Annotated in this window: 17 protein-coding genes and 3 pseudogenes; 5 read left to right on the top strand and 15 right to left on the bottom strand. The window is 68.5% G+C overall.

Going from position 1 to position 19,607, the window contains the following annotated elements:
* Nucleotides 1-28: 28 nt before the first annotated feature.
* Nucleotides 29-703 carry a COG3650 family protein gene (locus Atro_RS04425; RefSeq protein WP_497926605.1) on the bottom strand — a complete coding sequence of 225 codons (675 nt, stop codon included), beginning with the start codon at nucleotides 701-703 and terminating at the stop codon, nucleotides 29-31.
* A gap of 161 nt (nucleotides 704-864) precedes the next feature.
* Between Atro_RS04425 and Atro_RS04420 the strand changes: the two genes are divergently transcribed.
* A complete protein-coding gene (locus Atro_RS04420; RefSeq protein ID WP_497926604.1) occupies nucleotides 865-1,251 on the top strand; it encodes a DUF5064 family protein in 387 nt (128 codons plus the stop codon).
* Here Atro_RS04420 and Atro_RS04415 read toward each other — a convergent pair.
* The 5 genes and pseudogenes from Atro_RS04415 to Atro_RS04395 all read right to left on the bottom strand — a co-directional run bounded on the left by Atro_RS04415 (nucleotide 1,236) and on the right by Atro_RS04395 (nucleotide 6,135).
* Nucleotides 1,236-1,937 (bottom strand): ABC transporter ATP-binding protein, encoded by a 702-nt coding sequence (locus Atro_RS04415; protein WP_497926603.1) that lies wholly within the window; start codon nucleotides 1,935-1,937, stop codon nucleotides 1,236-1,238. The two genes, Atro_RS04420 and Atro_RS04415, sit on opposite strands and share 16 nt — an antisense overlap.
* Nucleotides 1,937-2,704, bottom strand: coding sequence for a high-affinity branched-chain amino acid ABC transporter ATP-binding protein LivG (livG, locus tag Atro_RS04410; RefSeq protein ID WP_497926602.1), 768 nt, complete (start codon nucleotides 2,702-2,704; stop codon nucleotides 1,937-1,939). The genes Atro_RS04415 and livG overlap by 1 nt, the downstream gene beginning before the upstream one ends.
* The gene (locus tag Atro_RS04405; RefSeq protein WP_497926601.1) at nucleotides 2,701-3,957 is read right to left on the bottom strand and encodes a high-affinity branched-chain amino acid ABC transporter permease LivM; all 1,257 of its coding nucleotides are present in this window, start codon (nucleotides 3,955-3,957) and stop codon (nucleotides 2,701-2,703) included. Before Atro_RS04405 ends, livG begins: the two co-directional genes overlap by 4 nt.
* Nucleotides 3,954-4,876 (bottom strand): annotated as a pseudogene (livH, locus tag Atro_RS04400) (high-affinity branched-chain amino acid ABC transporter permease LivH). The gene Atro_RS04405 and the pseudogene livH overlap by 4 nt, the downstream one beginning before the upstream one ends.
* Before the next feature lie 137 nt (nucleotides 4,877-5,013).
* On the bottom strand, nucleotides 5,014-6,135 hold the full coding sequence (locus Atro_RS04395; RefSeq protein WP_497926600.1) for a branched-chain amino acid ABC transporter substrate-binding protein: 1,122 nt from the start codon (nucleotides 6,133-6,135) through the stop codon (nucleotides 5,014-5,016).
* Between the two features lie 172 nt (nucleotides 6,136-6,307).
* Here Atro_RS04395 and Atro_RS04390 point away from each other — a divergent pair, with 172 nt between their 5' ends.
* The gene (locus Atro_RS04390) at nucleotides 6,308-6,625 is read left to right on the top strand and encodes a DUF2288 domain-containing protein (RefSeq protein ID WP_497926599.1); all 318 of its coding nucleotides are present in this window, start codon (nucleotides 6,308-6,310) and stop codon (nucleotides 6,623-6,625) included.
* A gap of 102 nt (nucleotides 6,626-6,727) precedes the next feature.
* On the opposite strand, the gene phnE is transcribed toward Atro_RS04390, so the two are convergent.
* From phnE to Atro_RS04365, 5 genes and pseudogenes are all read right to left on the bottom strand, one after another.
* Entirely contained in the window at nucleotides 6,728-7,495 is a 768-nt protein-coding gene (gene phnE, locus Atro_RS04385) for a phosphonate ABC transporter, permease protein PhnE (protein ID WP_497926598.1), read from the bottom strand.
* Entirely contained in the window at nucleotides 7,492-8,322 is an 831-nt protein-coding gene (locus tag Atro_RS04380) for a PhnE/PtxC family ABC transporter permease (RefSeq protein WP_497926597.1), read from the bottom strand. Before Atro_RS04380 ends, phnE begins: the two co-directional genes overlap by 4 nt.
* Entirely contained in the window at nucleotides 8,316-9,116 is an 801-nt protein-coding gene (locus Atro_RS04375) for a phosphonate ABC transporter ATP-binding protein (protein WP_497926596.1), read from the bottom strand. The genes Atro_RS04380 and Atro_RS04375 overlap by 7 nt, the downstream gene beginning before the upstream one ends.
* Nucleotides 9,113-9,963 (bottom strand): annotated as a pseudogene (locus Atro_RS04370) (putative selenate ABC transporter substrate-binding protein). Before Atro_RS04370 ends, Atro_RS04375 begins: the two are co-directional and overlap by 4 nt.
* A 143-nt stretch (nucleotides 9,964-10,106) precedes the next feature.
* Nucleotides 10,107-10,490: a diacylglycerol kinase gene (locus Atro_RS04365; RefSeq protein ID WP_497926595.1), complete on the bottom strand. Its 384-nt coding sequence runs from the start codon at nucleotides 10,488-10,490 to the stop codon at nucleotides 10,107-10,109.
* A gap of 168 nt (nucleotides 10,491-10,658) precedes the next feature.
* Here Atro_RS04365 and Atro_RS04360 point away from each other — a divergent pair, with 168 nt between their 5' ends.
* Complete coding sequence (locus Atro_RS04360) at nucleotides 10,659-11,447, top strand: hydroxypyruvate isomerase family protein (protein ID WP_497926594.1); 789 nt, start codon at nucleotides 10,659-10,661, stop codon at nucleotides 11,445-11,447.
* A 50-nt stretch (nucleotides 11,448-11,497) separates the two neighbouring features.
* Here Atro_RS04360 and Atro_RS04355 read toward each other — a convergent pair whose 3' ends face one another.
* The 3 genes from Atro_RS04355 to Atro_RS04345 all read right to left on the bottom strand — a co-directional run bounded on the left by Atro_RS04355 (nucleotide 11,498) and on the right by Atro_RS04345 (nucleotide 14,623).
* Nucleotides 11,498-12,406, bottom strand: a complete 909-nt coding sequence (locus Atro_RS04355; protein ID WP_497926593.1) for a helix-turn-helix domain-containing protein — start codon at nucleotides 12,404-12,406, stop codon at nucleotides 11,498-11,500.
* Between the two features lie 361 nt (nucleotides 12,407-12,767).
* A complete protein-coding gene (codA, locus tag Atro_RS04350) occupies nucleotides 12,768-14,006 on the bottom strand; it encodes a cytosine deaminase (protein ID WP_497926592.1) in 1,239 nt (412 codons plus the stop codon).
* Nucleotides 14,007-14,152: 146 nt separating this feature from the next.
* A complete protein-coding gene (locus Atro_RS04345) occupies nucleotides 14,153-14,623 on the bottom strand; it encodes a MaoC family dehydratase (RefSeq protein ID WP_497926591.1) in 471 nt (156 codons plus the stop codon).
* A 302-nt stretch (nucleotides 14,624-14,925) separates the two neighbouring features.
* Between Atro_RS04345 and Atro_RS04340 the strand changes: the two are divergent.
* Together Atro_RS04340 and Atro_RS04335 are read left to right on the top strand one after the other, a co-directional pair.
* A pseudogene (locus Atro_RS04340) lies at nucleotides 14,926-16,628 on the top strand (long-chain fatty acid--CoA ligase).
* Nucleotides 16,629-16,832: 204 nt separating this feature from the next.
* Entirely contained in the window at nucleotides 16,833-18,614 is a 1,782-nt protein-coding gene (locus Atro_RS04335; protein ID WP_497926590.1) for an endo-1,4-beta-xylanase, read from the top strand.
* 60 nt (nucleotides 18,615-18,674) lie between these two features.
* On the opposite strand, the gene galU is transcribed toward Atro_RS04335, so the two are convergent.
* Nucleotides 18,675-19,508, bottom strand: coding sequence for a UTP--glucose-1-phosphate uridylyltransferase GalU (galU, locus tag Atro_RS04330; RefSeq protein WP_497926589.1), 834 nt, complete (start codon nucleotides 19,506-19,508; stop codon nucleotides 18,675-18,677).
* Nucleotides 19,509-19,607 lie beyond the last annotated feature (99 nt).

Genomic DNA, 19,607 nt, shown 5'->3' with positions numbered 1-19,607 from the left:
CGGATCGGCTGGCGTCCTGGCGGAATCGTCAGTTTTCTTCCCGGCCGCCGCCGAAATAGGCGCAGCCGCGCTGCACCTGACCGTCGAGGCGCAGCTCGGCGCTCAGATGGCGGATCGCGCCGCTCATCGAGTCGATGCAGTGCTGCGGCGCCACCCAGAGCTCCAGACGCCGGCCGTCGGCCTCGCTGGTCAGGTTCAGGCTGCCGCCGGGCAGCTGCTCTTCCAGATAGGGCAGGGCCAGCGGCGGCTGGCCGGGGCGCTGCAGCAGCAGGCCCTTGGTGCCGACGCTGACGCTCCAGGACGGCTCGTTGCCCGCCGCGCGCAGCAGCATCTGGCTGAAATCCGGGTCCTTGCAACTGCGCCCGCCGAGTTCCAGGCGATAGATCCGGCTCGCCTCGAAGCGCCCGTCGACGCCGGGCTTGTCGCTGGAGCCCAGGGTGCCGCGCAGGTCGGCGAACAGCGGGTCGTTGCCGCCGCCCTGCAGGCCGCGGACTTCTTCGGCCAGGCCGAGATCGCCGGCATCGACCAGGACGAAACGGCGCTGCTCGTCGCATGGGCGCAGCAGCAGCTCGCCGTCGCGCACGCTCAGCTCGCCCTGCAGACGGACCGGTTCGACCGTGGACGCGCCCTTGCTGGCGGCGAACGACAGGCTGGCGGCGAACAGCGGCAGAAGGCAGTACAAGAGGGGGCGGGCAAGGCGCATCGGCGGTCTCCTGGAAGGGGCGTCCACGTTAACCAGCGGGGCGGCCGATCACAAGTCCGGCGACGACTCGCCGGGCGGGCGCCGCCGCGTGCTGTCTACACTGAGCAGGGTGGAGAGTCCGGGGGCTGCGTCGTTCGGTCTTGCCCCCGGAGGAGGTTCCCATGTTCAAGCCGGGCCACCTGCATCGCGAGCAGTTGCCGGACCAGTCCAACCCGCAGACCTTCGTCTACGACGTGCATTACGAGGTGCGCGAGGCACCGGAAAAGAGCCGGGTCCTGCACCTGCACATGGACGGCGAAATCGACGGCCAGTCCTTCGCGGAGGACTGCGAGCTGCCCCGCGACCTGGCCTTCGACTTCATGAACGCGCTGACCCGGATCGCCGTGCGCCATGGCCTGCAGCCGCGCTTCGGGCCGATCCTGCGCGCGCACGACGAATACGACGCGATGTTCGAGGACATCCGCCACAAGCTGGAGCTGCAGCCGGGCGAGCCGGTCGACCTCGGTCATCTGCCGGCCGCTAGCGGGCTGGCTCAGCCGCCCAGGTAGGCCGCGCACACCCGCGCATCGCCGAGCAGTTCCTCGCCCGTGCCGTGCATGACGATCCGCCCGTTCTCCAGCACGTAGCCACGGTCGGCCAGCTTCAGCGCCTGGTTGGCGTTCTGCTCGACGAGAAAGACCGTGACGCCTTCCGCGCGCAGCTGCTCGAGGATCGCGAAGATCTGCCGGATGACCAGCGGCGCCAGGCCCAGCGAGGGTTCGTCGAGCAGCAGCAGGTCGGGCTTGCTCATCAGCGCGCGGCCGATGGCGAGTATCTGCTGCTCGCCGCCGGACAGGGTGCCGCCGCGCTGGGCGTAGCGCTCCTTGAGCCGCGGGAAGAGTGCCAGCACCCGCTCCAGGCGCTCCCCGACCTCTTCGCGGCTGGCGAAGAAGCCGCCCATGGCGAGGTTCTCCTCGACCGTCAGGCGGGCGAAGATGCGCCGGCCCTCCGGCACCACGGCGATGCCCTTGCGCATGATCGCGGCGGTGTCCTGGCCGACCAGTTCCTCGCCGCGGTAGCGGATGCTCCCGGCGCTGGCCCGCGGCGTGCCGCAGAGGGTCATCAGCAGGGTCGACTTGCCGGCGCCGTTGGCGCCGATCAGGGTGACGATCTCGCCCTCGCGGACCTCCAGGCTCACCCCGTGGAGCGCCTGGATCTTGCCGTAGCAGGTGGAGACGTTGTCGAAAGTCAGCATCAGGCTTCCCCCAGATAGGCCTTGATCACCTCGGGATGGCAGCGGATCTGCGCCGGCGTGCCCTCGGCCAGCGGGCGGCCCTGGTTGATGACCACGATCCGGTCGGAAATGCCCATCACCAGCGGCATATCGTGCTCGATCAGCAGCACACCGAGGCCGTGCTCGTCGCGCAACAGGCCGATCAGCGCCTTGAGCTCCCCGGTTTCCCGCGGGTTGAGGCCGGCGGCCGGCTCGTCGAGCATCAGCAGGCGCGGGCGGGTCATCATGCAGCGGGCGATTTCCAGGCGGCGCTGCTGGCCGTAGGCGAGGGTGCCGGCCAGGCGGTTGGCGCCGTCCGCCAGCCCGACCCGTTCCAGCCAGAGGTGGGCGAACTCCAGGGCCTGGCGTTCGCTGCGGCGGAAGGCCGGGGTCTTCAGCAGGCCGGCGAAGAAATTGGTGTTCAGGTGGCGGTGCTGGGCCACCAGCAGGTTCTCCAGCGCGGTCATCTCCCTGAACAGGCGGACGTTCTGGAAGGTGCGCACCACGCCCCGGCGGGCGATCCGGTGCCCCGGCAGGCCCTGGATCGGCTCGCCGTCGAGGAGGATCTCGCCGGCGCTGGGCTTGTAGAAGCCGGTCAGGCAGTTGAACACCGTGGTCTTGCCGGCGCCGTTGGGGCCGATCATCGACAGCACCTGCCGCGCGCCGAGATTCAGGCTCACCCCGTCGACCGCCAGCAGGCCGCCGAAGCGCATGGCCAGCTCGCGCACTTCCAGCAGCGGGCGGCTCATGGTTTCAGCTCCAGGTGCGGGCGCTGCATGGGCAGCAGGCCCTGCGGCCGCCAGACCATCATCAGCACCAGCAGGGCGCCGAACAGCAGCATGCGGTACTCGCTGAACTCGCGCATCAACTCGGGGAGCAGGATCATCACCACCGCGGCGAGGATCACCCCCAGCTGCGAGCCCATGCCGCCGAGCACGACGATGGCGAGGATCACCGCCGACTCGATGAAGCTGAAGGATTCCGGCGTCACCAGCCCCTGGCGGGCGGCGAAGAAGCTGCCGGCGAACCCGGCGAAGCAGGCGCCCAGGGTGAAGGCCGAGAGCTTGATGACCGTGGGGTTGAGGCCCAGGGCGCGGCAGGCGATCTCGTCCTCGCGCAGGGCCTCCCAGGCGCGGCCGATCGGCATGCGCAGCAGGCGGTTGATGACGAACAGGGTGAGCAGCACCAGCGCGAGGGCGATCAGGTAGAGGAAGACCACCTTGTCCGCCGCATCGTAGGGCAGGCCGAAGAAGCCGTGGAAGGTCTGCTGGCCCTCCGCGGCGCGGCGCTCGAAGGTCAGGCCGAAGAGGGTCGGCTTGTCGAGGCCGCCGATGCCGTTGGGGCCGCCGGTGAACTCCGTGAGGTTGCGCAGCAGGAGGCGGATGATCTCGCCGAAGCCCAGGGTGACGATGGCCAGGTAGTCGCCGCGCAGGCGCAGCACCGGAAAGCCGAGCAGCAAGCCGAACAGCGCGGCCATCGCCCCGGCGATCGGCAGGCAGGTCCAGAAGCCCAGGCCGAAGTACTGCGAGAGCAGGGCGTAGGTGTAGGCGCCGACCGCGTAGAAGCCGACGTAGCCGAGGTCGAGCAGGCCGGCGAGGCCAACCACGATGTTCAGGCCGAGCCCCAGCATGGCGTAGATGAGGATCAGGGTGGCCAGGTCCACCGCGCCGCGTGAGGCGAAGAACGGCCAGACCAGGGCCGGCAGCAGCAGGGCGAGCAGGCCCCAGCGCTGGGTCGCGGGGCGGGTGAGAACGTCCTTCAGCCGGCCCGGCACGGTGGGCAGTGACGGCACTCCGCTGCAGAGGGCGGTGAGGCGGTCGCGGCAAAGCTGCCAGCAGAACATGCCGAGCGCCGCGGCGGCGATGCTCCAGAGCAGCGCCGGGCTGGCGTTGTGCACCTCCAGGCGGATGCCCACGGTGGTCAGCTTGAGGCCGAGCACCGGCCAGGCCACGGCGAGCACCAGCAGGGCGCTGAACAGGGCGGTCTTCAATCGGGCGCTCATACCTTCTCCACCTCCGGACGGCCGAGAATGCCGGTGGGACGGAACAGCAGCACCAGCACTAGCAGGCCGAAGGCCACCACGTCCTTGTACGGATCGCCGAACAGGTCGGCGCCGAAGGCCTCGGCGACGCCCAGCAGCAGACCGCCGAGCATGGCCCCGGGAATGCTGCCGATGCCGCCGAGCACCGCGGCGGTGAACGCCTTGATCCCGGCGAGAAAGCCCAGCTGCGGGTTGATCACCCCGTACTGCAGGCCCAGCAGCACCGCGGCCACCGCGGCCAGCACGGCGCCGATGACGAAGGTCAGGGCGATGATCCGGTGGGTGTCGATGCCCAGCAGGCCGGCCATCTTCAGGTCCTCGGCACAGGCGCGGCAGGCGCGGCCGAGGCGCGAGCGGGAGATGAACAGGCTCAGGCCGAGCATGACCAGCAGGGTGACGGCGAAGATCAGCATCTGCGTCCAGGAGATCACCACGCCGTGCATGGCGTTTTCGCCGATCACCAGGTTGCCGGCAGCAGGTTGGGGATCGCCTTGTCGCGGCTGTCCTGGGCGAGCAGCACCTCGTTCTGCAGGAAGATCGACATGCCGATCGCCGAGATCAACGGGATCAGCCGGTTGCCGCCGCGCAGCGGACGGTAGGCGAGGCGTTCGATGGAGTAGCCGTAGGCGCTGGCGACCACGATGCTGGCGGCAAAGGCGGCGGCCATCAGCAGCGGCAGCTGGTCCAGGCCGAGCATGGACAGCCCGGCGATGGCGATGAAGGCCACGTAGGAGGCGATCATGTACACCTCGCCGTGGGCGAAGTTGATCATGCCGATGATGCCGTAGACCATGGTGTAGCCGATGGCGATCAGCGCGTAGGTGCTGCCGACCGTCAGGCCGTTCACCAGCTGTTGCAGGTAGTGGTAGAGCTCGGGCATTGCCTGACTCCTCGAAGCCCGCGCAGGGCCGGCAATGGGCATGGTGGGTTGGAGTCGTCGCAGGGTGGGTCAGGCCAACGGCCGTAACCCACCGACGGCATCGCAGGTGCCGTTTTCGCGGACGGGCTGGGCCCGATCTACTCGACGCGGGTCTTGCTCGCGTCCCGGTGCCACTCGTAGACCTCGAAGCCGAAGTCCTTCAGGTCGCCCTTGGCGTCGAAGGCCAGCGTGCCGGTCGCCGTGTCGAAGGCGTTGGCGTGCAGGGCCTCGGCGACCGCCTCGGCATCGCTGCTGCCGGCCTTGGCGATGCCCTGGGCGATCAGCTGCACGGCGGCGTAGGCGGGGAACACGAAGGGGCCGCTGGGGTCCAGGTTCTTGGCCTTGAGGGCCTCGACCAGCGGCTGGTTCTCCGGGTCCTGGTCGAAGGCATGCGGCAGGGTGAGCAGCAGGCCCTCGGAGGCCGCGCCAGCGATGGCGGACAGCTCCTTGTTGCCGACCCCTTCCGGGCCCATGAAGCGCACCTTCAGGCCCTTCTCCGCGGACTGGCGCAGCAGCAGGCCGAGTTCCGGGTGGTAGCCGCCGTAGTAGACGAAATCGACGCCGGCCTGCTTGAGCTTGGCGATCATCGCCGAGAAGTCCTTGTCGCCGGCGTTGATGCCCTCGAACAGCGCCACCTCGACGCCGCGCTCCTGCAGGGTCTTCCTGACCGCGGTGGCGATGCCCTCGCCGTACTGCTGCTTGTCGTGCAGCACCGCGACGCGCTTGGGCTTGATCCGCTCGGCGATGAACTTGCCGGCGGTCGGTCCCTGCAGGCTGTCCAGGCCGATGGTGCGGAAGATCAGTCGGTGGCCCTGGGCGGTGATCTGCGGGCTGGTCGCGGCGGGAGTGATCATCAGCACGCCCTCGTCCTCGTAGATGTCCGCGGCGGGCTGGGTCGAGCTGGAGCAGAGGTGGCCGACGACGAAGGCGATGCCGTCGTTGACGATCTTGTTGGCCACCGCGACGGCCTGCTTGGGATCGCAGGCATCGTCGTAGACGGTGCCTTCGAGGCGCTGGCCGTTCACGCCGCCGGCCTGGTTGATCCGTTCGATGGCCAGCTTGGCGCCGACGAACTGCATGTCGCCGTACTGCGCCACGGGGCCGGTGACCGGGCCGGCCAGGGCGATGCGGATCGGTTCGGCGGCGGCCGCATGGAGCGCGGCGCCGGCCAGCGCCAGGGCGGCGCACAGCCGGGAAAGGGGTCGGGTAGCCTTGTGCATGTTGTCCCTCGTTGTTCTGTGGTTGCGGGGCTGCTCTGGCGCCCCTCTGCCGCGCAGGGCGTTTCGCTACAGTTTAAGGGGCCCCTTCGCCGCTTGGGAACCTTGCCGGCCGGCACTTGCCTGGCCCCGTCGCGCCGTTATGATGGCGACCTTTTCATCCGGTGAAGCCTCCATGACAGACACGACCAACCCCCTCTACGTCAAACTGCTCGGCGAAACGGCACGGATCACCTGGGAAGAGCTGCAGCCGTTCTTCGCCCGCGGCGCCCTGCTCTGGGTCGCCGCCGAGGTGGATCTGGTGGCGGTGGCGCTGGCCGTCGCCGAGGACGATCAGGCCAGTGTGGCCGCCTGGCTGACCGGCGGCCAGCTGGTCAAGCTGGACGAGAGCCGCGCCGAGGACCTGCTGGCCCGCGATCCGGAGCTCTGGGCGGTGGTGGTGGCGCCCTGGGTGCTGGTGCAGGAGCGTGCCGAGGGGTCGCCGTTGCACTGACCGGCAACGCCCGTGTGGGAGCAGATTCATCTGCGATTGGCCGCGGCGTATGGCCAGGCACTGCTATCGCGAATGAATTCGCTCCTACCCAAACGTCCCGCGCTAGGCGCTTACCCAGCGCTGGCGCCCCCAGCCGCTCAGCGCGTCGACGCCCAGCACCAGCAGCAGCATGGCGAGGATCACCGTGGCGGCCTGGGCCTGCTGGAACAGGCTGAGGCTCAGGTAGAGCATCTGTCCCAGCCCGCCGGCGCCGACGAAGCCCAGCACGCTGGCCATGCGGATGTTGTTCTCCCAGCGGTACAGGGTGTAGGCCAGCAGCTGCGGCCAGACCCCCGGCAGGGTGCCGTAGCAGAACGCCGCGATCCGCCCGCCGCCGGCCAGGCGCACGGCCTCGGCCGGCTCGCCGGGGGTGTTTTCCAGCGCCTCGGCGAACAGCCGGCCGAGCACCCCGGCGGTGTGCAGGGCCAGCGCCAGGCTGCCGGCGTTCGGGCCGAGGCCGGCGGCCAGCACCATCAGCGCAGCCCAGACCAGTTCCGGAATCGCCCGCAGGGCATTGAGCAGCAGGCGTGCGACGCTGGTCGCCAGCAGCCCGCAACGGCCGCTGGCGGGCAGCGCCAGCAGCAGGCCGAGGCCGGCGGCGAGCAGGGTGCCGATGGCCGACATGGCCAGGGTCTCCAGGGCGCCGCGGCCGGTGGCCTGCAGGTGCGCGGCGGAGAGGTCGGGGCTGAGGAAGCCGCCGGCGTAGTCGCCCATCTGCCGCAGGCTGTCCGCGCCGAACAGCGCGCCGAGGTCGATCTCCAGCCAGATGAAGGAGGCCGCGACGGCCGCCAGCAGGCCCAGCAGGAGCAGGGCATTGCCCGGGCGTCTCATGTCAGCCTCCCGCGCAGCAGGCGGCTCAGCTGGTCGGCCAGCAGCACCAGCAGGAAGAAGGTCAGCAGCATGCTGGCCACCTCGCCGCCGGCGAACATGCGCATCGACAGGTCGATCTGCTGGCCCAGCCCGCCGGCGCCGACAAAGCCCATCACCACCGAGGCGCGGATCGCGCATTCCCAGCGGTAGACGGTGTAGGAGAGCATCTCCGCCGCAGCGTTGGGCAGGATGCCGTAGAAGAAGGCGACCAGCCGCGGGCTGCCGCTGCCGAGCAGGGCGCGCGCCGGGCGCGGGTCGACCGACTCGAAGATCTCCGCGTAGACCTTGCCGAGCATGCCGGCGTAGGTGATGGCGATGGCCAGCACCCCGGCGCTCGGGCCGAGGCCCACGGCGCGCACGAAGAGCAGCGCCCAGACGATCTCCGGCACGCTGCGCAGGACGATCAAAAGGCCGCGCACCGGCCAGCGCAGCAGGGCGCCCCACCAGGCCGGCCGGCCGCCACGGTGCAGCGCGGAGAGCGACAGAGCGCGGCTGGCAAGCAGCGCGGCGGGCAGGGCGATCAGCAGCGCCAGGCTCATGCCGGCGGTGGCGATCGCCAGGGTTTCCAAGGTCGCCCGGCCGAGCAGGTCGAGAAACTCGCGGCCGTGTTCCGGGGGCCAGAAGGCGGCGACGAAATTGCCCATGGTCGCGGCGCTGTCGCCGTGCAGCAGCACGCCCAGGTCCAGCTCGCTGAGCGACAGCCCAGGCCAGAGCAGGGCCAGCGCGAGGATCGTGAGCGCCAGGCGCGGCAGGGCGGCGGGATCGCGGGGGACGGCGCGGGTCAGCATCGGGGTATGTGCAGTACGTGGGACGGGGCCGACGGCATGGCCGGCGGCTGCAGCTGTTCGTTGGCGTAGAGCGCGTCCAGCTCGGCCCGGGTCAGGGCTGCGGCCGGGCGGTCGAAGACCAGGCGCCCGGCGCGCACGCCGAGGATGCGCGGGAAATGCGCCAGCGCCAGGTCCACCGCATGCAGGCTGGCGAGCAGGGCGATGCCGCGGCGCCCGGCTTCCTCGCTCAGCACACCGAGGGTGTGCCCGGCGAGCACCGGGTCCATGGCCGACACCGGCTCGTCGGCGAGGATCAGCTCCGGCGCCTGGTAGAGCACGCGGGCGATGCCGACCCGCTGCAGTTGGCCGCCGGAAAGCTGGTCGCAGTGTTCGAACAGCTTCTCGGTCAGGTCCAGGCGCGCCAGGGCGGCGGCCGCCCCGGCGGTGTCCAGCGGGTGCAGCAGGTTGAGCAGGCTCCTGCCCAGGGACCACTGGCCGAGCCTGCCGGCCAGCACCGCGGTGACCACCCGCTGGCGCGGTGGCAGGGGCGGCGCCTGGTGGATCAGGCCGATGCGCGCGCGCAGCCGCTGGCGGGCCGCGGCGGACAGGCGCCAGGGCTCGGCGCCGAGCACTTCGAGCCGGCCGGCGGAGGGTTGCTGGGCGGTGGCGAGCAGGCGCAGCAGGCTGGTCTTGCCGGCGCCGGACGGCCCGATGATCGCCACCCGTTCGCCGGGGGCGACCTTGAGGTCGATATCGCTCAGCGCAACCTGGCCGTTGGCGTGGGTCAGGCCCACGCCGGACAGGTTCAGGGTCACTTCAGCAGGCCGGCGGCGCGCGCCGCTTCCTCGATGCCCTGGTAGTTCTCCGGCTTGGTCTCGATGAAGCGGCTGGCCGCCTGCAGGTCGAGGATCGCCTTGTGCTCCGGCTTGGCCGGGTCGAGGGCGAGGAAGGCCTTCTTGATCTTCGCGGTCAGCGCCGGATCGAGGTTGCCGCGCACCGTCCAGTTGTAGTCGTAGTAGGTCGGGGTGGTGGCGAACACCTTGACCTTGTCGGTGTCGACCTTGCCGGCGGTGACCAGCTTGTCCCACACCGAGGCGTTGAGCACGCCGGCGTCGACCTTGCCGGACTGTACCCAGGCGACGGTGGCGTCGTGGGCGCCGGAGTAGGCCACGCGGCTGAAGAATTCTTCCGGCTTGATGCCGTCCTTGAGCATGAAGTAGCGCGGCATCAGGCTGCCGGAGGTGGAGGACACCGAGCCGAAGGCGAAGGTCTTGCCCTTGAGGTCCTGCAGGGATTTCACCGCCGGGTCGGCGCTGATGAACTTGCTGGTGAACTTCTCGTCCTGCTCGCGCTGCACCAGCGGGATGGCGTTGCCGGTTTTCAGCCGGGTCTGCACGAAGGTGAAGCCGCCCAGCCAGGCCAGGTCCACGCGGTCGGCGGCCAGCGCCTCGACCACCGCGGCATAGTCGGCCACCGCACGAATTTCACCGGCATGCCCAACTCTTTTTCCAGGTAGGCGCCGAGCGGCTTGAACTTGCGCAGCAGCTCGGTGGGCGCCTCGTCGGGAATCGCCGAGACGTTGAGCACGTCGGCAGCCTGGGAAAGAGCGCTGGACAGGGACAGGGCAAAGCCGGCGGCGAGCGCCAGGGTACGCTTGAGCATGGGGTTCTCCGGTTCAATAGCGGAAAAAAGGCGGGCGGATTATAGAGGAAGCACGCCGGCTGCGAAGGGGCGTGATAGCGAATCGGAGGCGCGAGAGCGGAACTCCTCTCCCGCGGCCGGGAGAGGATGGAGGGGCGGGCGTGTTACAGCAGGATCGTCGCCCAGACCGCGGCGATCAGCACCAGGGCGAGCAGCTGGGCGGCGCTGCCCATGTCCTTGGCCCGCTTGGAGAGGGGGTGCAGCTCCAGCGAGATGCGGTCGACGGTGGCTTCGATGGCCGAATTGAGCAGCTCGACGATTGGCGCCAGCAGCACTACGGCGATCAGCAGGGCGCGTTCGACCCGGCTCACGTCGAGCAGGCAGGCGACGGGAATCAGCAGCAGGTTCAACATGACCAACTGGCGGAAGGCAGCCTCGCCGACGAAGGCGGCCTTGAGGCCGGCGAGGGAATAGCTGGTGGCATTGAGAATCCGGCGGAGTCCTCGCTGACCCTTCAGGGCTCGGCTGTCAAGCAGATTGGATGTCATGGGGATGTCTCTGTGGCGAATGGAGGGAGCGCGGCACGACCGTTCTGGTGGACGATAGTACTCAGAATGGAATGAAAAAAGCGTAGTTCCACGGAGGGCGTCATCAATTGTTTCAATTCGAAAAAACGCTGGTGCTAGTCTTCGGACCTCGACCCAAGGAGCCGACCCATGCAGATCGCCGCCAATCTCTCCCTGCTGTTCAGCGAAAAGCCGCTGCTCGAGCGCATCGTCGCCGCCGCCGCGGCGGGTTTCGACGGCGTGGAGATCCAGTTTCCCTACGAGGTCCCGGCCATCCGCCTCAAGGAGGAGCTGGAACGCGCCGGGCTGCCGCTGGCGCTGATCAACCTGCCGGCCGCCGATTTTCTGCAGGGCGGCCCCGGACTGGCGGCGGTGCCGCAGCGCCAGGCCGAATTCGATGCCGCACTGCAGCTGGCGCTGAGCTATGCCGCGATGGTCCGGCCGGACTGCGTCAACGTCCTGCCGGGGCGCCTCGCCGAGGGCGTGAGCCGGGAGCAGGCGCTGGCGACCCTGGAGGCCAACCTGGCCAAAGCTGCCGAGGCGTTCGCAGTGCTCGGGATCGCCGTGGTCTGCGAGGCGATCAACCCGCTGGACATGCCGGGCTTTCTGATCAACGACGCCGAACAGCTGGACGCGCTGCTGCGCCGTGTGGATCACCCCAACTGCCTGGCGCAGCTGGATCTCTACCACATGGCCCGCCAGGGGCTGGACCTTCCGGCCTGCATCGCCCGGCTGGCCGGGCGCATCGGCCACGTGCAGTTCGCCGACTGTCCGGGGCGGGGCGCACCGGGCAGCGGCGCGGTGGATTTCGCGGCGGCGCTGGCCGCCCTGCAGGCGAGCGGCTATCGGGGCTGGCTCGGCGCCGAGTACCGTCCGTCCGGCGCGACCTGCGACAGTCTTACCTGGCTGGCGCGCTGGCGGGCCGGCGATTATCGGTAAGTCGCGAGGCCAGGGTGCGGGGCGGCGACAGGCGCCCCGCCGGAGAGGGGCTATTCGATCGGCAGTGCAAGCCCGGTCTTGTCCAGGAGCGGGAGGGCCAGCCGCTCGCTCCAGCCCCCTGCCACTTCCCGGGTCTTGGGCAGCACCGGCAGCTGCAAGCCGGCGATCGAGTTCCGGCTGCGGAACTCGCTGGGGCTCAGGCCGTAGTGTTGCCGGAAGGCGCGGGTGAAGTAGGAAGGGTCCTTGAAGCCGCTGGCATAGGCGATGCTGGAGATCGGCATCTGGCTGTTCAGCAGCAACTCGTGGGCGTGCTCCATGCGTCTGGCCTGGACGAACTCGAGAAAGCCGACCCCGTAGACGTCCTTGAACGCGCGGCTGAAGCGGATCGGCGTCATGTTGCAGAGGTCGGCCATCGACTTCTGGTCGAGCGGCTCGCGGAAATGCCGCTGGATGTGCTGCATGACCCGCTGCAGCGGCTGCTGCTTCTGCGCCCTGGGGGTCAGGCGCACGCTTTCCGGCAATTCCTGGGCACGTTGCAGCGGGCGCTTCTGCCGGCCGCTCGGCGGATTGCGGCGTAGCTCGCAGAGCCGGCGCAGGGCCTGCAGATAACGCTGGCGTTCCGCGTTGGCCAGCGGCAGCACCAGGTAGTCCCAGGCACCGGAGCGGAAGGCCCAGATCGCCAGCTCCTCGGAGTGCTGCACGGTCAGCATGGTGATGGGAATGGACGGCGCCTCCCGCTTGATCGCCAGCAGCAGGTTCAGGCCGAGGGCATCGGGGCGGTCGTAGTGCAGGCAGATCATGTCGGGGCGAAGCCGAAGGTCCAGTCCGGCCAGGCTGGCGCTCGGCGCCCTGCTGATCCGGCAGCTGTCGGCGAACTGGGCGAGAGTGCCCTCGGTGGAGGTTTCCTGCGTGAGGTCGAACCACAGCAGGTGTGGGATGGGGGAGCATGCAATCATCATGAAAATCGCCCGGTACTTCCTGTGGTGCCTTGATAGTAGCCAATGGCTATTAAGGACAGGATTGTTTCCTTGCAAGCAAGTTTTCTCGAGGGAGTCAGTCCTGCTGTCATGGAGGGGCTGGCACGAAGACAAGAGCTATTAAAGAAAATATCGATAAGCTGCGGGCGGCTTTATAGCGGAATGTATGGCAATTTGCCATGTGACAGTGACGAGGTGCAGCTCGGCCAGTCGGGAATCGGAGCCTGGCAGTGCGCCGGATCGGCAGTTGCTAGCGGAGATGGTCGCGCCAGGACCCGTCCGGCCCGGCGCATCCCGGTGCGCATTTCCAGCCCGGTGCCGGGATGATCGCCGGCGTGCCGGTTCAGCAATGGCGCTCGATCCGCGCTGGGGTACGGCGCATCAGGATTTCCCCATGGCGGATGGAAACCAGCGCGTGGCCCTGGCTGCGCAGCATCTCGTAGTCGCTGGCCGCCGAGAGGATCAGCAGGTTGGCCGGCCGCCCGACCTCCAGACCGTAGCGCTCGCCCAGCTGCAGGGTTTTGGCGCTGTGCTCGGTGATCAGGTCGAGGGCGCGCTGCAGGTCGGCGTAGCCGAGCATGTGGCAGATGTGCAGGCCGGCCTCGAGGATGCGCAGGATGTTGCCGTTGCCCAGCGGATACCAGGGATCGACGATGGAGTCCTGGCCGAAGCAGACGTTCAGCCCGGCGCGGTCCAGTTCGGCGACCCGGGTCAGGCCGCGGCGCTTGGGAAAGGTGTCGAAGCGCCCCTGCAGGTGGATGCTCTCGGTGGGGCAGGAGACGAAGTTGATCCGCGACAGCTTGAGCAGGCGGAACAGCTTGGAGCAGTAGGCGTTGTCCCAGGAGCCCATGGCCGTGGTGTGGCTGGCGGTGACCCGCTCGCCCATGTCGCGCACTCGTGCCTCCTCGGCGAGCACCTCGAGAAAGCGCGACTGCGGGTCGTCGGTCTCGTCGCAGTGCACGTCGACCAGGCAGCCGGTGCGCTCGGCCAGGTCCATGATGAACCTGATCGAGCTGACGCCCTGTTCGCGGGTGTTCTCGAAGTGCGGGATGCCGCCGACCACGTCGGCGCCCAGGGCGATGGCCTCGGCCATCAGTTCGCGGCCGCCCTGGTAGGACTCGATGCCTTCCTGGGGGAAGGCGACGATCTGCAGGTCGATCAGCCGGCGGGTTTCCTCGCGCACCTCGAGCATCGCCTTGAGCGCGGCGAGCGTCGGGTCGGTGACGTCGACGTGGGTGCGCACGTGCTGGATGCCGTGCTCGACCAGCATGTCGATGGCTTTCTTCGCCCGGGTCTTGGTGTCCTCGTGGGTGACCAGCGCCTTGCGTTCGGCCCAGCGCTCGATGCCCTCGAACAGGGTGCCGCTCATGTTCCACGCCGGTTCGCCGGCGGTGAGGGTGGCATCCAGGTGGATATGCGGCTCGACGAAGGGCGGCACCACCAGGTTGCCGGCGGCGTCCAGCGCGTCGCCGCCGGCGTCGGCGGGCGCCGGCTGGGAAGCGATCGCGGCGATGCGCGCGCCGTCCAGTTCGATGCGGTGGAGGCCTTCGCGGCCGCGCAGGCGGGCGTTGACGATCTTCATGGCGAAGCTTCCTTCTGCTGGTGCGGATGAAACCGCCGGTCCGGCGGGCCGGACCATTCAAGCAGCTGGCAGCGTATCTGGCGAGGGGGCAGTGGGGGCTGCCGGGGAAGCGGCCCGGCCAGGTCGGCAGGACCGCGAAGAGGCGATCAGCCGATGCTGATCGGCGGCAGTTGGGTCAGTTCGACGCTCTGCTGCCGGCGCGGGGCGAGGATTTCCGCCTCGCCGTCGACCACCAGCTCGTCGTGCTGGTTGTAGACGCGAGTGGCGATGCGCACGCGGAACTTCGGCAGCTTCTCGAGGATTTCCAGGCGCACGGTGAGGGTGTCGCCGAGCTTCACCGCGCGGGTGAACTGCATGGTCTGGCCGAGGTAGATGGTGCCCGGGCCGGGCATGGTGCAGGCCACCGCGGCGCTGATCAGCGCGCCGCTGAACATGCCGTGGGCGATGCGCTCCTTGTACGGGCTGCGAGCGGCGAACTCGGCATCCAGGTGTACCGGGTTGTGGTCGCCGGAGAGGGCGGCGAACAGCTGGATGTCCTTTTCCCCTACGGTCTTGGTGTAGCTGGCTTGCTGGCCGACTTCGAGATCGCCGTAGGGGACGTTGGTAACCTGGCTCATGCAGTTTCCTTGGTGTTCTGTCTGTAAGGGAGGGAGTCCCCATCGGACGATGGGAGCGGGACGACTCGGGTCTTTTGCGCAAAGATCGCATTGTAGTGTCGGGCGGCGCGCTTTTCACGGAAAGCACGGCCGATTCGTGCACGGAGGATCTCTCCGCCCCGCCGGCGCCCGCCCGGCAGGGCGCAGCCCGCGGCGTGCGGGCCTTCCGGGCGCCGGGCCTGCCTGCTACTCTCGGGCCGCCTGCCTGGTCGCAGACAACAAGAATTCAACCTGCGCCGACGCACGAAGTGGAGTGGCATTGCATGACCGAGAATTCCTGGAAGGATCAGTATCCCGCCGGTTTCGTCCGCGACATCGATCCCGATCTGTACCCGAACATCCCCGCCGTGCTGAAGGCCTCCTGCCAGCGCTTCGCCGACCGGCCGGCGTTCAGCAACCTCGGCCATACCCTCGACTATGGCGAGCTGTACGCCCTGTCCGGCGCCTTCGCCGCCTTTCTGCAGGGGCTCGAGGGCCTGCAGCCGGGCGATCGCATCGCCGTGCAGCTGCCCAACCTCCTGCAATACCCGGTGGTGGTGTTCGGCGCCCTGCGTGCCGGACTGATCGTGGTCAACACCAACCCGCTGTACACCGCCCGGGAGATGCTCCAGCAGTTCGAGGATTCGGGGCCAAGGCCCTGGTCTGCCTGGCCAACAAGGCCCATCTGGTCGAAGAGGTGCTGCCGCGGACCGGCATCCGCCACGTGGTGGTCACCGAGGTCGGCGACCTGCTGCCGCCGCTCAGGCGCGTGCTGGTCAACGGCGTGGTGCGCTACGTCAAGCGCATGGTGCCGGCCTACCGCCTGCCGCAGGCGCTGAAGTTCACCGCAGCCCTGGCCGCCGGCCGCGACCGGCCGCTGCGCGAGTTCGAAGCGGCGCCCGGGGACGTCGCCGTGCTGCAGTACACCGGCGGCACCACCGGCACGCCCAAGGGCGCCATGCTCACCCACCGCAACCTGGTGGCCAACATGCTGCAGTGCCGGGCGCTGGTCGCCAATGTCCTCGGCGAGGGCTGCGAGACCCTGGTCGCGCCGCTGCCGCTCTACCACATCTATGCCTTCACCCTGCACTGCATGGCGATGATGCTCATCGGCAACCACAACCTGCTGATCAGCGATCCGCGCGACCTGCGCGGCATGGTCCGGGAACTGGCGAAGCGGAAGTTCACCGGCTTCGTCGGTCTCAACACCCTGTTCGCGGCCCTGTGCCACGACGAAGGGTTCCGCCACCTGGACTTCTCCGCGCTGAAGCTGACCCTCTCCGGCGGCATGGCGTTGCAGCAGGCCGTCGCCGATTGCTGGAAGGCCACCACCGGCTGCGAGATCCTCGAAGGCTACGGCCTCACCGAGACCAGCCCGGTGGTGACCGGCAATCCCTACGGACGCATCCGTCCCGGCACCATCGGTTTGCCGCTGGCCTCGACCCTCTGCCAGGTGCGCGACGAACAGGGCCATGAGCTGCCGCCCGGCAGCCGCGGCGAACTCTGGGTGAAGGGCCCGCAGGTGATGAAGGGCTACTGGCAGAACCCCGAGGCCACCGCCGCGGTGTTCGACGCCGACGGTTGGCTGCGCACCGGCGACATCGCGCTGATCGAGCCCGACGGCTACCTGCGCATCGTCGACCGGCAGAAGGACATGATTCTGGTGTCCGGCTTCAACGTCTATCCGAACGAACTGGAGGAGGTCCTCGCCAGCCTGCCGGGCGTGCTGCAGTGCGCCGCGATCGGCGTGCCCGACGAGCGCACCGGCGAGGCCATCAAGCTCTTCGTGGTGGTCAAGCCCGGCGCGACCCTGAGCGAGGAACAGGTGATGCGCCACATGCACGACAACCTCACCGGCTACAAGCGTCCGAAGTACATCGAGTTCCGCGACCGCCTGCCGACCACCAACGTCGGCAAGATCCTGCGCCGCGAACTGCGCGACCAGGAGCTGGGCAAGACGGCCAGCCTGGAGCGGGCCGGCTCCTGAGCTGCTGCGGCGGGGCGCAGGATGCGCCTGCCGCCCGGCTCGCCAGCGCGGAACCTCTGTGCCTCCCGACGGTCGATGCACAGGTTGCGCCACATACCAGTCCGGCTGTCTGGTCCAGGAAAAGACATTTCGCCCGGGCGTCTCCTGCGCCAGCAGGAAGTCTCCCTGCAATCGCACCGACCATTTCCATTCGGGAGACGCTTCATGGACAGAGTCCGGATCCTGTTCTGCACCACCCTATGCTTGGCGGGCATGGCCGCCGCCGGCGTCCATTCCGCCACGGCCCGGGCGGCAGATGCGCCCGCCAGCCCCTGGGGCGTCAGTTCGTCGGGGAGCTCGTTCCGGAGCCACGCGCAGTGGTTCCCGAAAATGGCCGAAGCGGGTGTCGCCACGGTTCGCCTGTTCCCCGAGTGGCAGGCGATAGAGCCGGAGGACGGAACCTGGAAATGGGATGCTGCCGACTCGCTGGTCGCCACCGCCACCCAGAACGGTCTCAAGATCAGCGGACTCTTGCTGGGCTCCGCGCCGGGAACGGAGGCCAGCCATGCCTTCCCGATGAACGATCTGGACGACTGGTCCGAGTATGTCTCGGCGGTCGCCGGCCGCTACCGCGAGCAGATCCGCTACTGGGAGGTCTGGAACGAGGGCAACGGCTCCTTCAACGACGGCGACAACACCACGTCCGACTACGCCAGGCTCGCCATCGCCAGCTACGAGGCGGCCAAACGGGCCAATGCGCAGGCGCAGGTCGGCCTGACGGTCGCCAGCTTCGACCTTCCCTATCTCAACCAGGCGATCCTGGCCATGGCCAAGGCGGGCAAGCCGGACAGCTTCGACTACCTGTGCATCCATCCCTACGAGATAGCGGACGGCATCTCCAACGACGTCGACGGCGAGATTCCCTTCCTGTGGATGAGCCATCTGCTGCGCGACATGCTGAACGACAGCGCACCGGAACGCGGCGACGCCGAGCTCTGGATCACCGAGGTGGGCCGCTGGATCGGCACGCGCAACGAGCGCACCGTCACCGAGGCGGATGCCGCGAAGGCACTCGTCAAGATCTACACGATGTCCATCGCCCAGGGGATCGCGCGCGTCCAGTGGTTCGAGGCGCAGGCTCCGCAGGAGGAGGATCAGGGATTCGGCCTGCTGGAGCAGGACGGCACGGCCCGCGACACCTATCGGGCGCTGGCCTTGCTGAAGAAAGCGCTCGGCGCGAAGCCGGCGTACCAGGGCTGGCTGACCCTGGGCCGCAATGGCCGGGGCTACGGGTTCGTCTTCCAGGGGCACAGCTATCCCGTGCTGGTCGCCTGGATGCCGAAAGGGCTGACCGACAAGTCGCTCTCGTTCACCGCCGATGTGAAGGTGATCGATCCGTCGAACGGCACGAGCAGAACGCTCAAGGCCAACCAGGCGCTGGAGTTGAGCGAGGCTCCCGTCCTGGTGGCCGGCCTGCCGACCGAGCTGCGCGATCAGGCCAGGCTCAATGCCGGCAAGCGTTTTCCCTGGGGCGGCGACCATGCCGACGCCAGTACGGTGAGCATCCAGCCCGGAACGGCGGATGCGAACAAGGGGATCTTCCTGCTCGGCGAGGGCGAGCGAAGCCGGTTCGATTTCGCGGACGGCTCGTCGGGCATCCGGATGGAGGGCGATATCTCGCATCCGGCGAACTTCTACGTCCATCCCTCGTTCGCCTCGCCGCAGACCCGGGACTACTACATCCGCGTCGCAGTCCGCCGCCTGGGCTCGGGCAATGTCGGCATGAACCTGCTCTACGAGGTGGCCGACAGTCAGGGGGGTACGCCCTACGTAAACCGGGGGAAATGGTTCGGTGCCTCGCAGGACAGCGGCTGGCAGACCTACACCTGGCACGTCACCGATGCGTCCTTCTCCAAGATGTGGGGCTACGACTTCAGCATCCGCCCGGAACAGTCGGTCCCGTTCGTCCTGGGCAAGGTCGAGGTCAGCACCCAGCCATTCCAATAGCGAAATGGCCCTGGGGGCTGGCGCCGGGCATTCCTTGCCCGGCATTCCCCCTGGGACGGCTCACAGCCTCTGCTGGTACAGGTGTTCGAAGCAGAAGTTGGTCGCCTCGACGAAGCCTTCGGCGCTGCCGCAGTCGAAGCGCCGGCCCTTGAACCGGTAGGCCAGCACGCAGCCGCTCTGGGCCTGCTTCATCAGCGCATCGGTGATCTGGATCTCTCCTCCCTTGCCCGGCTCGGTATCGGCGATCAGGTCGAAGATGTCCGGGGTCAGGATGTAGCGGCCGATGATCGCCAGATTGGAAGGCGCGTCCTCCGGCTTGGGCTTCTCGACCATGGTGGTGACCCGGTAGATGTCGTCGCGGATCATCTCGCCGGCGATCACCCCATACTTGTTGGTCTGGTCGCGCGGCACTTCCTGGATGGCGACGATCGAGCAGCGGAACTGGCGGTACAGCTTGACCATCTGCTCCAGAACTCCGTCACCGTCCAGATTCAGGCACAGGTCGTCGGCCAGGACCACCGCGAAGGGCTCGTCGCCGATCAGCGGCCGACCGGTGAGGATAGCGTGGCCCAGACCCTTCATTTCCACCTGGCGGATGTAGGAGAAGGTGCACTGGTCGATCAGCTCGCGCGTGCCGGCCAGGTACTTCTCCTTGTCGGTGCCGCGGATCTGGTGCTCTAGCTCGTAACTGATATCGAAATGGTCCTCCAGCGCGCGCTTGCCGCGGCCGGTGACGATGGCCATGTGCTGCAGCCCGGCATCGCGGGCCTCCTCGACGCCGTACTGGATCAGCGGCTTGTTGACGATGGGCAGCATCTCCTTGGGCATCGCCTTGGTGGCCGGGAGAAAACGGGTGCCGTAGCCGGCGGCGGGGAACAGGCATTTGCGGATCATGGATGTCCTTGCAAGTAGATCAGGTGAGTTGAGGCTTCTCGCTCTGGAAAACGAGCGCGGTGGGTGGAACACGGGCTGCTGGCCCGCAGGATGAAACGG

Source organism: Azotobacter tropicalis, from assembly GCF_059739045.1.
This window is presented reverse-complemented; position numbering and strand designations above follow the sequence as displayed.

What these genes read in the sequence shown, in the direction of transcription:
- Atro_RS04365 (WP_497926595.1), bottom strand. Translation starts at nt 10,490, where the DNA reads ATGACATCCAATCTGCTTGACAGCCGAGCCCTGAAGGGTCAGCGAGGA.
- galU (WP_497926589.1), bottom strand. Translation starts at nt 19,508, where the DNA reads ATGATCCGCAAATGCCTGTTCCCCGCCGCCGGCTACGGCACCCGTTTT.
- codA (WP_497926592.1), bottom strand. Translation starts at nt 14,006, where the DNA reads ATGAAGATCGTCAACGCCCGCCTGCGCGGCCGCGAAGGCCTCCACCGC.
- Atro_RS04420 (WP_497926604.1), top strand. Translation starts at nt 865, where the DNA reads ATGTTCAAGCCGGGCCACCTGCATCGCGAGCAGTTGCCGGACCAGTCC.
- Atro_RS04380 (WP_497926597.1), bottom strand. Translation starts at nt 8,322, where the DNA reads ATGCTGACCCGCGCCGTCCCCCGCGATCCCGCCGCCCTGCCGCGCCTG.
- Atro_RS04345 (WP_497926591.1), bottom strand. Translation starts at nt 14,623, where the DNA reads ATGAGCCAGGTTACCAACGTCCCCTACGGCGATCTCGAAGTCGGCCAG.
- Atro_RS04405 (WP_497926601.1), bottom strand. Translation starts at nt 3,957, where the DNA reads ATGAGCGCCCGATTGAAGACCGCCCTGTTCAGCGCCCTGCTGGTGCTC.
- Atro_RS04335 (WP_497926590.1), top strand. Translation starts at nt 16,833, where the DNA reads ATGGACAGAGTCCGGATCCTGTTCTGCACCACCCTATGCTTGGCGGGC.
- Atro_RS04355 (WP_497926593.1), bottom strand. Translation starts at nt 12,406, where the DNA reads ATGATGATTGCATGCTCCCCCATCCCACACCTGCTGTGGTTCGACCTC.
- Atro_RS04425 (WP_497926605.1), bottom strand. Translation starts at nt 703, where the DNA reads ATGCGCCTTGCCCGCCCCCTCTTGTACTGCCTTCTGCCGCTGTTCGCC.
- Atro_RS04360 (WP_497926594.1), top strand. Translation starts at nt 10,659, where the DNA reads ATGCAGATCGCCGCCAATCTCTCCCTGCTGTTCAGCGAAAAGCCGCTG.
- Atro_RS04415 (WP_497926603.1), bottom strand. Translation starts at nt 1,937, where the DNA reads ATGCTGACTTTCGACAACGTCTCCACCTGCTACGGCAAGATCCAGGCG.
- Atro_RS04395 (WP_497926600.1), bottom strand. Translation starts at nt 6,135, where the DNA reads ATGCACAAGGCTACCCGACCCCTTTCCCGGCTGTGCGCCGCCCTGGCG.
- livG (WP_497926602.1), bottom strand. Translation starts at nt 2,704, where the DNA reads ATGAGCCGCCCGCTGCTGGAAGTGCGCGAGCTGGCCATGCGCTTCGGC.
- Atro_RS04390 (WP_497926599.1), top strand. Translation starts at nt 6,308, where the DNA reads ATGACAGACACGACCAACCCCCTCTACGTCAAACTGCTCGGCGAAACG.
- phnE (WP_497926598.1), bottom strand. Translation starts at nt 7,495, where the DNA reads ATGAGACGCCCGGGCAATGCCCTGCTCCTGCTGGGCCTGCTGGCGGCC.